Annotated in this window: 12 protein-coding genes; 9 read left to right on the forward strand and 3 right to left on the reverse strand. The window is 73.8% G+C overall.

The genetic code is table 11. The features are described from left to right. Positions 1–338: 338 nt before the first annotated feature. Genes ACFYWQ_RS21500 through ACFYWQ_RS21520 form a run of 5 tightly spaced genes read left to right on the forward strand, consistent with a single transcriptional unit; the run spans position 339 to position 7,531 of the window. Entirely contained in the window at positions 339–2,807 is a 2,469-nt protein-coding gene (locus ACFYWQ_RS21500) for an alpha/beta fold hydrolase (RefSeq protein WP_389518455.1), read from the forward strand. Next, positions 2,804–3,874 carry an ABC transporter permease gene (locus ACFYWQ_RS21505; protein WP_389518456.1) on the forward strand — a complete coding sequence of 357 codons (1,071 nt, stop codon included), beginning with the start codon at positions 2,804–2,806 and terminating at the stop codon, positions 3,872–3,874. The genes ACFYWQ_RS21500 and ACFYWQ_RS21505 overlap by 4 nt, the downstream gene beginning before the upstream one ends. Then, complete coding sequence (locus ACFYWQ_RS21510) at positions 3,871–4,731, forward strand: ABC transporter permease (RefSeq protein ID WP_389518457.1); 861 nt, start codon at positions 3,871–3,873, stop codon at positions 4,729–4,731. Before ACFYWQ_RS21505 ends, ACFYWQ_RS21510 begins: the two co-directional genes overlap by 4 nt. Continuing rightward, positions 4,728–6,830, forward strand: a complete 2,103-nt coding sequence (locus ACFYWQ_RS21515) for an ABC transporter ATP-binding protein (RefSeq protein WP_389518458.1) — start codon at positions 4,728–4,730, stop codon at positions 6,828–6,830. Before ACFYWQ_RS21510 ends, ACFYWQ_RS21515 begins: the two co-directional genes overlap by 4 nt. Positions 6,831–6,868: 38 nt before the next feature. Then, the gene (locus ACFYWQ_RS21520; protein ID WP_389518459.1) at positions 6,869–7,531 is read left to right on the forward strand and encodes a helix-turn-helix domain-containing protein; all 663 of its coding nucleotides are present in this window, start codon (positions 6,869–6,871) and stop codon (positions 7,529–7,531) included. A gap of 108 nt (positions 7,532–7,639) precedes the next feature. Here the strand turns inward: ACFYWQ_RS21520 and ACFYWQ_RS21525 are convergent, their stop codons facing one another. Both ACFYWQ_RS21525 and ACFYWQ_RS21530 read right to left on the reverse strand, forming a co-directional pair. Next, positions 7,640–8,374 carry an alpha/beta fold hydrolase gene (locus ACFYWQ_RS21525; protein ID WP_389518460.1) on the reverse strand — a complete coding sequence of 245 codons (735 nt, stop codon included), beginning with the start codon at positions 8,372–8,374 and terminating at the stop codon, positions 7,640–7,642. 137 nt (positions 8,375–8,511) lie between these two features. After that, the gene (locus tag ACFYWQ_RS21530) at positions 8,512–8,658 is read right to left on the reverse strand and encodes a hypothetical protein (RefSeq protein ID WP_389518461.1); all 147 of its coding nucleotides are present in this window, start codon (positions 8,656–8,658) and stop codon (positions 8,512–8,514) included. Here ACFYWQ_RS21530 and ACFYWQ_RS21535 point away from each other — a divergent pair. Further along, positions 8,657–9,076, forward strand: a complete 420-nt coding sequence (locus ACFYWQ_RS21535; protein WP_389518462.1) for a winged helix-turn-helix transcriptional regulator — start codon at positions 8,657–8,659, stop codon at positions 9,074–9,076. The two genes, ACFYWQ_RS21530 and ACFYWQ_RS21535, sit on opposite strands and share 2 nt — an antisense overlap. An 888-nt stretch (positions 9,077–9,964) precedes the next feature. Here ACFYWQ_RS21535 and ACFYWQ_RS21540 read toward each other — a convergent pair. Beyond that, positions 9,965–10,285 carry a hypothetical protein gene (locus ACFYWQ_RS21540; RefSeq protein WP_389518463.1) on the reverse strand — a complete coding sequence of 107 codons (321 nt, stop codon included), beginning with the start codon at positions 10,283–10,285 and terminating at the stop codon, positions 9,965–9,967. Positions 10,286–10,597: 312 nt separating this feature from the next. On the opposite strand from ACFYWQ_RS21540, the gene ACFYWQ_RS21545 reads away from it, so the two are divergent. The 3 genes from ACFYWQ_RS21545 to ACFYWQ_RS21555 are packed head-to-tail and all read left to right on the forward strand — an operon-like array spanning position 10,598 to position 13,277. Further along, a complete protein-coding gene (locus ACFYWQ_RS21545; protein WP_389518464.1) occupies positions 10,598–11,431 on the forward strand; it encodes a CPBP family intramembrane glutamic endopeptidase in 834 nt (277 codons plus the stop codon). Continuing rightward, positions 11,428–12,621, forward strand: coding sequence for a sensor histidine kinase (locus ACFYWQ_RS21550; protein WP_389518465.1), 1,194 nt, complete (start codon positions 11,428–11,430; stop codon positions 12,619–12,621). The genes ACFYWQ_RS21545 and ACFYWQ_RS21550 overlap by 4 nt, the downstream gene beginning before the upstream one ends. Then, positions 12,618–13,277, forward strand: coding sequence for a response regulator (locus tag ACFYWQ_RS21555; protein WP_389518466.1), 660 nt, complete (start codon positions 12,618–12,620; stop codon positions 13,275–13,277). Before ACFYWQ_RS21550 ends, ACFYWQ_RS21555 begins: the two co-directional genes overlap by 4 nt. Positions 13,278–13,379 lie beyond the last annotated feature (102 nt).

The raw sequence follows: 13,379 nt of genomic DNA on the forward strand, positions 1-13,379 counted from the left end.
GACCAGGATCGGGAAGGCCGCCGCCGTCTCGAGCGGGCCGGCCGTGGTCACGACCGATCAGGCCCCGGCCTGAAGCGCGACGGCCGCCACCTCAGGACCGCGTGCCGGGCGTACTTCCCCCGATCGCCCGGCACGCACTCCCCACCCGCAGTCCCCGCCCCAGCACGCCCCCACCCGCAGTCCCGCCCCCGGCACGCCCCCCCACCGACAGTCCCGGCCCCGGCAGCCTCCGCCCCGACGGCCGGCCCCGACCGGTCCCGGTCAGCCCCACCTCGCCGGCCCACAGCCCACGCGCGCCGGCCCGGGCCGGGCCCGGCCTCAGCACGAACGGAATCAGCATGCCCAGTCCCACCCCGTCGCCCGGCCCCGGCCGGGATCCGGTCGCGGCGGTCCGCCGGGTCAGGCGGGCCATGTCCGACCTGACGGCGCCGCTGGAGGCCCGGATCAGCCCCGACGGACGCCAGGTGGCGGTCACCGTGACCGGACCGCACGGCACCGACGTCGTCCTCGCCCCGGCGCACGGCCCGGCGGTGGCCATACCCGCCGTCACCGGCGCCTGCCACACGCCGCGCTGGCTGCCGGACTCCCGAACGCTCCTGCTCATAAGGGAGACGGAGGAGATGAGGGACGCGGGGGAACCGGACGGCGCCGGCCTCCCGGTGCTGACCGCCTGGGACACGCGCACCGGTGTCCGCCGCGACCTGGCGTCCGTCCCGGGCGCCGTGGAGGACGTGCTCGTCGCCGCCGACGGCTCGGAGATCCTGCTGCTGGTGGCGGACGACGGGGCCGAACGCGACGGCATGAACCTGGGGCTGCCCGTCCGGCTGGGCGCGGCGCCCGACCCCGACTCCCACCGCCCCGGCACCGGCCGGCGCCGCCTGCTGCACGCGCTGCTCCCGCCTGCCGGGACACCGGCCGGGCCCCGGCCCGCCGGACCGGTCGCCCTGCGCGACGCCGGACCGCCGAACCTGACGGTCTGGAACGCGGCCTGGCGCGGCGGCCGGACCGCCGTGGCCACCGTCTCCGAGGATCCGCTACCCGCTGGTTACTACACCGCGTGGCTGGCCCGCGTCGACCTCACCGACGGGAGCACCAGGGTGCTCCACCGGCCAGAAGGGCAGCTCGCCGCACCGGCGCTCGCCCCGGACGGGCGCAGGGCCGTCGTCGCCGAGGGCATCTCCATCGTGGCCGGCCGTCCGGTCGCCGTGGACCTCGCGGACGGCACCGTGACCACCACGAGCGCGGTCGAGGACGTCACCTGGCTGCTGCCCGACCCACGGGATCCGGCCCGGCTGCTCACCGCCGGCTGGAGCGGCACCGGGAGCCGGCTCGCCGCCGTCCGCCTCGACCGGACCGCACCCGGCGGCGCCGAGGTCACCGTACTCCGCGAGGAGCAGGCGGTCCTCACCGGCGCCGGGTTCCAGCCGGCTCTCACCCTGAGCGCGGACGGCCGGACCGCCGCGACCGTCCGGGAGGCGCCCGGGGAGCCACCGCAGGCCGTGGTCGCGCCCACCCACGGGCCGCACGCCTGGGCCTGGCGCCCGGTCACCGCCCCCGACCCGGCCGCCGCGCCCCGCGCACACGGCGGCCACCTCGACCTCGCGGGCGTCCGCACCCGCCCCACCTCGTGGACCGCGTCCGACGGCCGCACCGTCCACGGCCTGCTGCTCGACGCCCCCACCGTGCCCGCACCCGCCGTACCCGCACCCGCCGTACCCGCACCCGATGTGCCCTCCCCCTGCGGCCCGCGCTCCGAGGACCGCGAGGCTCCGACGCCACCGCCACCGCCACCGCCACCGCCACCGCCACCGCCACTCCCACCGCGTCCACGCCCGTTGGCCGTGGTGCTGCACGGCGGCCCCTCCTGGCAGTGGTCCGCCGCCCACGCGCCCGCCGACGTGCTCGGGCTGGGTCCCGCGCTGGCCGCCGCCGGATGGCTCGTCCTGCTGCCCAACCCCCGCGGCAGCAGCGGCTACGGCCTGGACCACGCCCGCGCCGTGGTCGGCGACGTAGGAGGGGGCGACCTCGACGACGTCCTCACCGGCGTCGCCCACCTCACCGCGCACGGCGCGGCCCTGCCCGGCCGTGCCGCGGTCCTCGGCCACAGCTACGGCGGCTTCCTCGCCGCTCTCGCCGCCGCCCGCACCGACGCCTTCCGTGCCGCGGTCGTGGTCTCCGCGCCCACCGACTGGCTCAGCTTCACCCACACCTCCGTGATCGGAGGCGGCTACGAGCGGACCTACGGCATCGGCGACGCCGCCACCGCCGAGGGCCGCGCCGCCCTGCTCGCGCGCTCCCCCGTCTTCGCCGACGGCGGCACCGGCACCCCCACCCTCGTCCTGCACGGCGAGCAGGACCGCGTCACCCCGGCCGGCCAGGCGCAGGAGCTGTACCGGGCCCTGGCCCGGCGCGCGACGGCGCCGGTGGAGCTGCACCTGTACCCGGGCGAGGGCCACGAGTTCACCCGTCCGGACCACCTGCTGGACGCCGCCACCCGCGCCGCGGCATGGCTCACCCGGCACGTCACCCCCGAGGCGGCGCGGACGTACGCCACCGAAGAACCGGACGACCGCCCGCCCACCGATCCCCCGCGACCGGGCGCCTCCACCCCAACCGAAGAACCGGACGACCGCCCCCTCACCGGTCCCCCGCAGCCGGGCGCCTCCACCCCAACCGAAGAACCGGACGACCACCCCCACACCGGTCCCCCGCAGCCGGGCGCCTCCACCCCAACCGAAGAACCGGACGACCACCCCCACACCGATCCCCCGCAGCCGGGCGCCTCCACCCCGAAGGAAGCACCGTGACCGACCCGAGCCCGCATCAGGGCGCCGTGCCGCCACCGCCGGCGTGGCACACCCGACTGCGCACCGCCCTGCCCGCCCGCTACGTACTGCGCCGCCTGGCCGGCACCGCCGGGCTGCTGCTCGTGCTCTCCGTCGCCGTGTTCGCGCTGCTGCGGCTCGCCCCCGGAGACCCCGCACGCACCCTCCTCGGCACCCGCGGCGCCACACCCGACGCCCTGGCCTCGGTACGCGCCGCCCACCACCTCGACGATCCCCTCGCCCTGCAGTACGTCCGGTGGCTGGCCGACGCCTGCCGAGGCGACCTCGGCACCTCCATCCGGACCGGCGAGGCGGTCTCCGCGGCCCTGGGCGGCCGGCTGGCGCTCACCTGCCAACTCGTCCTGACCGGCTTCGCGGTGGCGCTGCTCCTCGGGGTCCCGCTGGGCGTCCTGGCCGGACTGCGGGCACGCGGCGCGCTCGACCGCGCCGTCCAGAGCCTCGGCGTACTGGCCCTGTCCACCCCCGCCTTCGCCGGCGGCCTGCTGCTCATCTACGTCTTCTCCCTGATGCTGGGCTGGCTTCCCGCCTACGGGCCCGGCACCGGCGGCGGCGACCGGCTGCTGCACCTGGTGCTGCCCGGCCTCACCCTCGGCCTGGCCGTGACCGCGGTGCTGATCAAACTGACGCGTGCCGCCGTGGTGCGCGAACTCGCCCGCGAGCACGTCACCTTCGCCCTGGCCCGAGGTGTTCCCCGGCGCACCGTGCTGCGCCGGTACGTGTTGCGGGGCACCGCCGTGCCGGTCACCACCGGCATCGGCCTGGTCCTGGCCTACCTGCTGGCCGGCACCGTGATGGTCGAGCAGGTCTTCGCCCTGCCCGGGCTGGGGCAGCTCCTCGTGCAGTCGGTCACCTTCAAGGACGTCCCCGTCGTGCAGGCGGAGGCGCTGCTGATCGCGGGGCTGATCTGTCTGGCCGGCCTGGTCACCGACCTCACGCACCCCCTGACCGACCCCAGGCTGCGCACGGCCCTCCCCCGGCGTGCCCGCGCCTCCGCGGCTCCGGCCGGCACAGCGAAGGGGCAGGCATGACCACCGACACATCCCGGACGCCCGTACCGCCGCGCGGAACCCGGAGGCGGCGCGGCGCCGGCGTCCTGAACGCGGTCTGCGCGGCGATCGGTGCGCTGCTGCTGGTAGCGGCCGTCGCGGGCCAGTGGGTGTTCCCCGACTGGGACCGGCAGGACCTGCTGTCGACCGCCGCGATGCCCGGGGCCGGCCATCCGCTCGGCACCGACGAACTCGGGCGGGACGTCCTGCGGATGCTGGTGGCCGGCGCGCGCAGCACCCTGGCCGGCGCCGCTCTCGTCGCCCTCGGGTCCATGCTGATCGGCAACGTCCTGGGAGTGGCAGCCGGCTATCTCGGCGGCCTCACCGACACCGTGGTCCGCCGCCTGGCCGACCTGCTGCTCGCCCTGCCGGCCCTGCTGGTGACCATCGTGGTGGCGGGCATCGGCGGCGGCGGGTACGCCCTCGCCGTCGGCGTGCTCGTGGTCCTCACCTCGCCGGGTGACATCCGGCTGGTCCGCTCGGCTGTCCTCGAACAGCGCCACCGCGGCTACGTCGAGGCCGCCCGCGGTCTGGGCCTGCGGCCGGCGACCGTCATGGTGCGGCACGTCTGGCCCAACGTGCTGCCGGTCGTCGTGGCCAACACCATGCTCAACTTCGCCGGCGCCATCGTCGCGCTGTCCTCGCTGTCCTTCCTCGGCCTGGGCGTGCCGCCCGGCGCCCCCGACTGGGGGCGGATGCTCGCCGAGAACCGCACGCTGCTCTACGACAACCCGTCGGCCGCCCTCGCCCCCGCCCTCGCGGTCATCGTGTCCGCGGTGGTGCTGAACCTGCTCGGCGACCGGCTGTTCGAGGTCTTCTCCGACCGGAGGTCCCGATGACCGACACACCCCGCACCGCCTCCGGCACCGCGACTCCCGCCCCCGCCCCCGGCACCGCCGCGGACATGCTGCCCCTGCTGGAGGTCACCGGGCTGCGGATCACCGCGACCGGGGCCGCCGCGTCCGCGACGGTCGTCGACGGTGTCGGCCTGCGCGTGGCGCCGGGTGAATGTGTCGGCGTGGTGGGAGAGTCGGGCAGCGGCAAGTCCCTCCTGGTACGCGCCGTCGCCGGCCTGCTGCCCGAGGGCGTCGCCGTCACCGGCGGCAGCGTCCGGCTGGCCGGCCGGGAAGCCCTGGGTCTGGCGGACGGCGAACGGCACGCGCTGCGCGGCCGTCGGCTCACCCTGCTCCTTCAGGACCCGTTCACCATGCTTCACCCGCAGTTGACCTGCGGCCGCCAGATCGCCGACGGACTGCGCGACGACCACCCCGCCCTCACCGCCGCCCGCGGCCGCCGCGCTCGGCAGGCCACCCGGCGCGCCGAAGTGGTACGCCGGCTCGCCGAAGTAGGACTGGAACCGGCGGTCGCCGACCGGTATCCGCACGAACTGTCGGGCGGCATGCGGCAGCGCGTCGCCGCCGCAGCGGCCCTGGCGGGCGACCCGGACCTGCTGGTCGCCGACGAGCCGACCACCGCGCTCGACGCGGCCAACCAGCGGGCCCTGCTGGACCTGCTGCGCGGCTTGCAGCGGCGGCGCGGCATGGGACTGCTGCTCATCACCCACGACCTCTCGGTCGCCTTCTCCACCTGCGACCGCGTCTACGTGCTGTACGCCGGATCGGTACTGGAACAGGGAGCGGCGGCCGACCTGCGGCGCGCGCCCCGGCACCCGTACACGGCGGCTCTCCTGGCCGCCGAGCCGTCCGTGCACACCCGCCACGAACGACTGCCCGCGCTCCCCGGCTCCGTACCCCCGCCGGGCAGCCGCGGCGCGGGCTGTCCGTTCGCCGACCGCTGCCCGCACGCGGCACCGGAGTGCCGTACCGAACCGCTGCGCCTGCGGGTTCCGCCCCGCGCGCGGCCGGACCGTGAGGCCGAGGGGGAACAGCGCCTGTCCGCCTGCGTGCGCCTCGCCGCGCTCGGCGAGCACCTGCTGCCGGCCGCCACCGGCACGCCCGGGAGGGCCCGCGCGGAGGCGGCCGCCGCAGCGACGGCCGCCGACCAGCCCGACGCTCTGCGAACCGAGCCACACGACACCCCGCCCGCGCCACCCACGGCGTCCCCCGAGGCCCCGCCCGCCCTGCGCATGACCGGGGTGCACCGCACCTTCCAAGGCAGCGGTGAACCGCACCCGGCGGTCCGCGACGTCACCTTGACCGTGCCGGACGGCAGGATCACCGCGCTGGTCGGGGAGTCGGGGTCGGGCAAGACGACGCTGGCCCGCATCGCCGTGGGCCTGGAGAGCTTCGACGCCGGGCAGGTCGACGTCGGCGACGTGTCCCTGAGCGCGGGCCGCCTGCCCGCCGGCGCACGGCGCACCCGGCTCGCCTCCCGCGCGCAGATCGTCTTCCAGGACCCCTTCTCCTCGCTCGATCCCCTGCGCACCGTGGGCGCCACGCTCGCCGAGGCGCTCACCGCGGCCGGCCGCCTCCCGGACGGCAGGCGCCGGGAACGCCGCCTGCGTCTGCGCGCACGGGTCGAGGAACTGCTGACGCAGGTCGGCCTGCCCACCGCCCACGCCCGCCGGCGGCCCGCGGGCCTGTCCGGCGGCGAACGCCAGCGCGTCGCCATCGCCAGGGCGTTGGCCGTACGGCCCCGGCTGCTGGTCTGCGACGAGGCCGTGGCCGCGCTGGACGTGTCGGTGCAGGCCCAACTGCTCAACCTGCTCACCGAACTTCAGCGGGCCGAGGGCTTCGCGGTGCTCTTCATCACCCACGACCTGGGCGTGGTACGGCAGATCGCCGACGAGGTCGCGGTGATGTACCGCGGCGAGCTGGTGGAACAGGGCTCCGTGTCCCGCGTGCTGGACCGGCCCGGCCACGCGTGGACCCGTCGCATGCTGGACTCGCTCCCCGATCCGACGCGGGCCGCGGCCACCCCCGTGGCGGACGGACCGGTCCTGCCCATCACACCCGACACCCCTGCCCCGACCACCTAGACTGACGCAGATCCACCAGGAGCCGCCGAGGAGGACAGGTGCCGCTCACCCCCGCCGTTCCCACCCAGCCGGACGAGACAACACCCGCCTCGTCACAGCCGGCCCCGCGGCCGCTGCGGCGGGCCGCGGGCGACGCCACCCGTCCCGCACCGGTCGGCGACCCGGTGCGGGACGCCCTGTCGGTGAACATCAACCGCCGTCGGCTCCTGCGTAGTTGGAGCCTGCGCGACCTGTCCGCCGCGACCGGCGTCAGCAAGGCCCTGCTGTCGCAGATCGAACGCGGCGAGGCCAACCCGACCCTGGACGTCGTGTCGCGCATCGCCGCCGTGCTCGACACCGACCCTGTCGACCTGCTGCGCCGCTCGCTGCGGGAGCCCGAGATCCTGCGCGCCGACGAACTCGTCGAACCCGACGGGGAGACCGCCGTCAACCTGCTCTTCGAGGGGCACGGCCACAGCCGCTTCGAGGTGTACCGCTCCCGGCTCCACCCGCACGCCCAGAGCCAGGTCAGCTCGCACGGCACGGGCTCCGTCGAGCACGTCATGGTGGTCGCCGGCCGGGTGACGCTCGTCGTCGACGAGGTGCCGTACGATCTGCGCGCCGGGGACAGCGCCCGTTTCGACGGCCGGGCGAGCCACTACTACACGACCGACGACAGCGCGGCCACCACCCACAGCATCGTCGGCTACCCGCCGGCCTGACCCGGGCCGACGGCAGCAGGACGACCGTCGCGAGGACGGCTGCCGGGTGTGCGCCCGTCGGCCTTCACCTGTGCGCTTGCAAGATGGTCGTGTGCCGCGCGGCTCGGGTCAGGCGAGGTCGAGCAGCAGGGCGCTGAGCTCCACGGGCATGGTGATCATGGAGTCGTGGCCGGTCTTCAGCTCGTGGACACGGGACGGTTCGCCGTTGGGCTGAGTCTTCGGCAGGGGCCGCCGGGTGACACCTTCCGGCTCGCTGCCGACGCAGAGAATGTGGACCCGGGGGATCGCGGCCTGGGCGGGGTTGTCCATCTCGGCCGGCTGCTGGAAGCAGAGGGCCGACTCATCCCCGAGCGTGGTCCGGAGCCAGGCGATGTCCTGGGGGTCGGTGACGCCGAACAGGCCGAGTGGCGCGGGGAGCTCCGGCAGCGGCGGAATGCGCCACGGCTCGGCGGTGTCGGCGGCACCGTCGATCAGGGCCTGGGTGAGCGGCACGACATCGATGGCGTTCTCGCCGTGCGTCGGCACCATGGCGTCGAGGTACACCAGGCGCGAGATGCGCTCGGGAATGCGGTTCGCCACGCTGGAGATGACCATCCCGGCATAGCTGTGGCCGACGAGGACGACGTCCCTCAGGCCATTGTCGAGGACGAGGCCGACGATGTCGTCGACGTGGGTGGTGAGTCCGACCTCGGGGCCGAGCAGGTGGGCCTTGTCGCCGTGGCCGGTGAGGGACGGCGCGAGGACACGGTGGCCCCGAGCGGTGAGCAGCGGGGCGACGCGGTTCCAGCACTGCCCGTCGTGCCAGGCGCCGTGGACGAGGACGTACGTGGTCGGGTGGGACATGGATGCTTCCTCTTGGTGAGAGTGGATCTGCGGTAAGGGAAAGGGGCAGGCACGCGGACGCACGTCCGAGCCTGCACGCGAGTGCGGGACGGACGGTGGACGAACCACCCGAATACGGTGACGGCCGGGCCGACGGCTCAGCCGGACTCGCTCCACAGGGCGGGTGCGACGTCGGACACGTACGTCTCCAGGACTCGTCGCGAGCCGGTGCCACCCGGGACTGTGACGCTGAGGGAGAGGACGCCGAGTTCGGTCTCGGCGGCCGTCGGGACGGTGCGCTGCATGTCTTCAACATTAGGCAGCCGACAGGTACCTGAAGGTACCCTTCGGCGCGTGAGCCTCCGTCCCGGAACCGTCTTCCTCGCCGACTGCCCCGCCCGCCTGGCCATCGACATCATTTCCGGCAAGTGGGCCGTGGTCACGCTCTTCGCGCTGAGCGACGGTCCCTTGCGGCACGGCGAGCTGGTCGAGCTGATCGGAGGCGTCTCGCGCAAAGTGCTGACGCAGACGTTGCGCGCCCTCCAGGACAACGGCCTCGTCGAACGGCGCGTTTACGCCGAAGCGCCACCACGCGTGGAATACAGCCTGACCGAGCTCGGGCGCACCCTCGAGGAGCCCATCACGAGGCTGACCGAGTGGGCGAGATCCAACGGCGCGGAGATCGTCGCTTTCCGTGAGACGGCTGAGGCGAAGGACACCTAGAACCACACTCCAGCCGCCGCGCCCAGCCTCAGTCCACGGCGGCACTGACAGCAGCCAATTCCGGCCGTGATCTTTCCTGTGGCTGGATTGTGGTGCATGGTGGTGCGCACGGGCCGCCCCTCTCCCCCCCAGGCGGCGCCCGTTGCCGGGCCCTGCCGTCTTCCCCCGGACGGCAGGGCCCGCCGCGCCTCCCGGCTCCCCACGGGAGGCATGCGGCTGCCCAGGAGCCGCCTCGGGTATGCCCACCGCGGGGGACGGCGGGCAAGGTTGACCAGATGTCTGGCCGGCCGGGCCATCAACCGGTCCAGCAATGGGTCTTCCAACCGCCACGCACAGGCCGGTTTTCGTCGATGCAACCCTGCGGCTCGTCGCCCTTCTCCAAGCCCGCCGCACCGACGAAAAGGTCGCTGTCGGGCCCGGCACCAAGACCGCCAAGACGGCCACCAAGCCCCGTGAACCATGGCCCGCCTGCCGGTCGGCGAACGCCTGCATTCCGACGGCGCCCTCACCCAGGAGAACCTCGCACGCGAGGCCCGGTTCAGCCCCGCAACCACCCATCGCACCGAAGACATCGCGGCGCCGACGCCAGCGCTCTGGATGCCGTAGTCGGAGCGGGCTTGACCTTGACGCCGGGTCAACCCTCCATCCTTCCGGCAGGAGCTTTCCCGCAGTCGGCTGGAGCAGCTCCACGAAGGAGGCAGACGACCATGGTGGCCCGATCGCCGTCACCGGGGCGGCGCGCTGTCTGTCACCAGCAGCGAGCAAAGGAGGATCGGTGTCACCGGCTCCGTCGGTCCGCCAGTCGCTGAGCTGTCCAGCAATGCCGGCGGAGACAGAAGCCATGTCACGGCCCGTGTGCCAGGCCGTGACGGAAGTCGCTTCGACCGGTCACAGGCCGGCTACGTCCCCGGCCTTCTTCAGTACGGAGTCGAGCGCGTCCACCACGGCGTTGTGCCGCCTCGCGCGCTCCGCCCGGTCCGTCGGGACCAGCCGCGCGGCGGCCTGCACGGCGTAGCCGTCCGGGTCGCCGAAGGCGGTCTGCGGGTGCTCTCCCGTATCCGCGCAGTGCGCCGTGACCTCCTTGACCGCCTGGAGCACGACTGCCCGGTCCACACCCGGCTGCATCGCCAGCCGTACCTGGAAACGCGCCATCCACTTCTCGCGGTCCTTCTCCCTCGCCGCGTCCGTCGTCTGGTTTCTCTTCAGCATGTGCTTTCCCGGTGATCAGCTGCCGTCCGTCATGGAGTTGGACGTCGGGGTATCGAAGTGGGTTGCGCGGACCCGAACTCGATCCCCCATGACGGTAACTCCCGCACTTCGGTACTCGGCATCTCGAAGCGGGGTGGCTTCTGGTCCTGGGGCCGGGGGCGCGGGGGCCTGTCCCCCGTGAGAGCTACGTGCAGGTGTCCACTGTGAGGTGACGATTCCTGATCGCCGTTTCCATAGCGTTCGGTTCAGCCGCGGCGCCCCTGCCGCGGACCGGACGAGGAACCGGAAACGGAACCGAAGAAAAGAGTCGTCATGAAAATCGTGTGGCAGATCCTGGCCGTGGTCGCGGTCGCCGCGGTCGGCGGGCAGAGCGTCACCGCGGTGCAGGGCAACCCGTGGCTCTCGCTCCTCCTGGGCGGCCTGACGGTCGTGCTCTCGGTGTTCGTCTACCGGTGGGTCGTGGGGCGCACCGAGCGGCGTCCGGTCACGGAGCTGGCCCGGGAGGGAGCGCAGGAGTCGCTCTTCCGAGGCCTGGTCATCGGTGTCGCGATGTTCGGGTGCGTCATCGCGAACCTCTACTTCCTCGGGGACTACGAGGTCCACGGCTTCGGCTCGCTGACCGGAGCGATCGGGCTGGTCGGCTTCATGGCCGGCGCCGCCGTCACGGAGGAACTGATGTTCCGTGGCCTGCTCTTCCGGCTCGTGGAGCGAGGTCTGGGCACGTACATCGCGCTGGCGCTGTCCGGTGTGGTGTTCGGCGCGGCCCATCTGTTCAACAAGGACGCCACCCTGCTGGGTGCCGTCGCCATCGCGATCGAGGCCGGCGGCATGCTCGCCGCCGCGTACGCCGCCACCCGCTCCCTGTGGCTGCCGATCGGCCTGCACTTCGGCTGGAACTTCGCGGAGTCCGGCATCTTCGGCACCGAGGTCTCGGGCAACGGCGACACGCACGGACTGCTGGACGCCTCGACGTCGGGCGCCAAGCTGATCACGGGCGGCGAGTTCGGCCCGGAGGCCAGTGTGTACTCGATGCTGTTCGGTGCGCTGCTGACGGTCGCCTTCCTGTGGCTGGCCCGCCGGCGCGGCACCATCGTTCCCCGGCGGCGTGCCGAGCGGGTCAACGCCCTCGCTACACTCACCCGGTGATGAGCCTTCAGAGGGCGGGCCAGGTGTGGCGCCGGCTCGACGTCACCGTCCGCGACCTTCCGCTCGGGATCCTGTTCCTGGCCGCGTCGTTCCTGCCGGGACTGCGCGGCCACGGGACGGAGGTCGGGGACCTGCCGACCCGCCCCTTCGACGCGCTGGCCGTCGTGGCCCTCGCGCTCGAAAGCCTTCCGCTCGCGGTGCGCCGGCGGTGGCCGGTCGTCAGTCTCGCCCTGGTGACGTGCGGCTTCGCCCTCGACCAGCTGCGCGGCTACCACTCGGCCGCCGGCACCGCACTGCCCATCGTGCTGATCAGCGCGGGGTCCCATCTGGAACACCGCCGGCGCACCATCGTGGTCCTTCTCTCCGTGGCGTACGTGCCGCTGGCGATCGCGCTCTCCCTGCTCGGTTCGGGGGACGAGACACCGGCGGAGTTCGTGACGTTCTACCTGGTGCTGGCCCTGGCCTGGGGAGCCGGGGCGTGGCTGCGTTCCACCCGTATCGCGGAGGCCGAACGGCGCGAGCGCGTCGCGGCGGAGACCCGTACCGCCGAACGCACCCGGATCGCCCGGGAACTGCACGACGTGGTGACCCACCACGTGACCGCGATGGTCGTACAGGCCGAAGCCGCCCGCTACCTGACCGCAGCACCCGAGCGGCTCGAGCAGTCCCTGACCGCGGTCAGCGACACCGGCCGCCGCGCCATCACCGACCTGCGCCACCTGCTCGACCTTCTCAACCCCGACCACGGCACCAGCACGAGCACCGGCACCGGCACGGCGGAGGCCAAGGAGCTCAGGACACCGGCCGTCGGCCGGGTCCTCACCCTCGTCGAGCAGACCCGCCGGGCCGGACAGCCGGTGGACTTCACCGAGCAGGGCACACCACCGGCATCGACCGGCAGCGCCGACCTCGTCGCCTACCGGGTGGTGCAGGAAGCACTGACCAACGCCCTCAAGTACGCTCACGGCAGCCGGACTTCCGTCGAGGTACGGCACGGCGAAGGGGAGATCACCGTGGAGGTCAGTACGGACGGAACCGGCTCACGCACCGCCGCTGCCGTCGGCAGCGGGCGGGGCCTGGCCGGCCTGCGCGAACGTGTCGACGTCCTGGGCGGCGACTTCAGCGCCGGCAGCAGCACGGACGGCGGCTTCACCGTACGGGCACGCATCCCCGCCGGCAGCACCTCGTGAGCGCACCGATCCGGGTCCTGGTCTGCGACGACCAGATGCTGGTCCGCACCGGCCTGGTCACCATCATCGACGCCCAGCCCGACATGGAGGTGGCGGGCGAATGCGGAGACGGGCAGACCGGGGTCGAACTCGCCCACAAGGTACAGCCGGACGTCGTCGTGATGGACATCCGTATGCCGGTCCTCGACGGCCTCGAAGCGACCCGCCTGCTGGCCGGCGCCGGAGTGCCGCACCCCGTCAAAGTCCTCGTGGTGACCACGTTCAACCTGGACGAATACGTCTACGAGGCGCTGCGCGCCGGTGCCAGCGGCTTCCTCCTCAAGGACGCACCCCCGGACCGGCTGCTCCACGGCATCCGGACCGTGGCCACCGGCGCGGCCCTCCTCGACCCCGACGTGACACGCCGGCTCGTCGGCCGCTACGCCGCCCGTATCCGCCCCACCGAGAAGACCTCCCGCGACATCCCGCTGACCCCCCGCGAACTGGAGGTCCTCCGCCTCATCGCGGACGGCCTCTCCAACAGCGAGATCGCCGCGGCCCTCGTCATCAGCCAGGAGACCGTCAAGACCTTCGTCTCCCGCATCCTCACCAAGCTCCAGCTCCGAGACCGCGTCCAGGCCGTCGTCTACGCCTACCGCCACGGCCTGGCCACCTGACGTTGCCGCGCGGGCGGTGGCACATCAGGAACGTGGCGTCCACTGCCTCGGCCGGGGTGCTGCTCATGCCCCCGGGCGGATCAATGCGAGTTCGGCGGCCGT

Source organism: Streptomyces sp. NPDC003247 (assembly GCF_042888135.1).
In the GTDB taxonomy this organism is placed as follows: Bacteria; Actinomycetota; Actinomycetes; order Streptomycetales; family Streptomycetaceae; genus Streptomyces.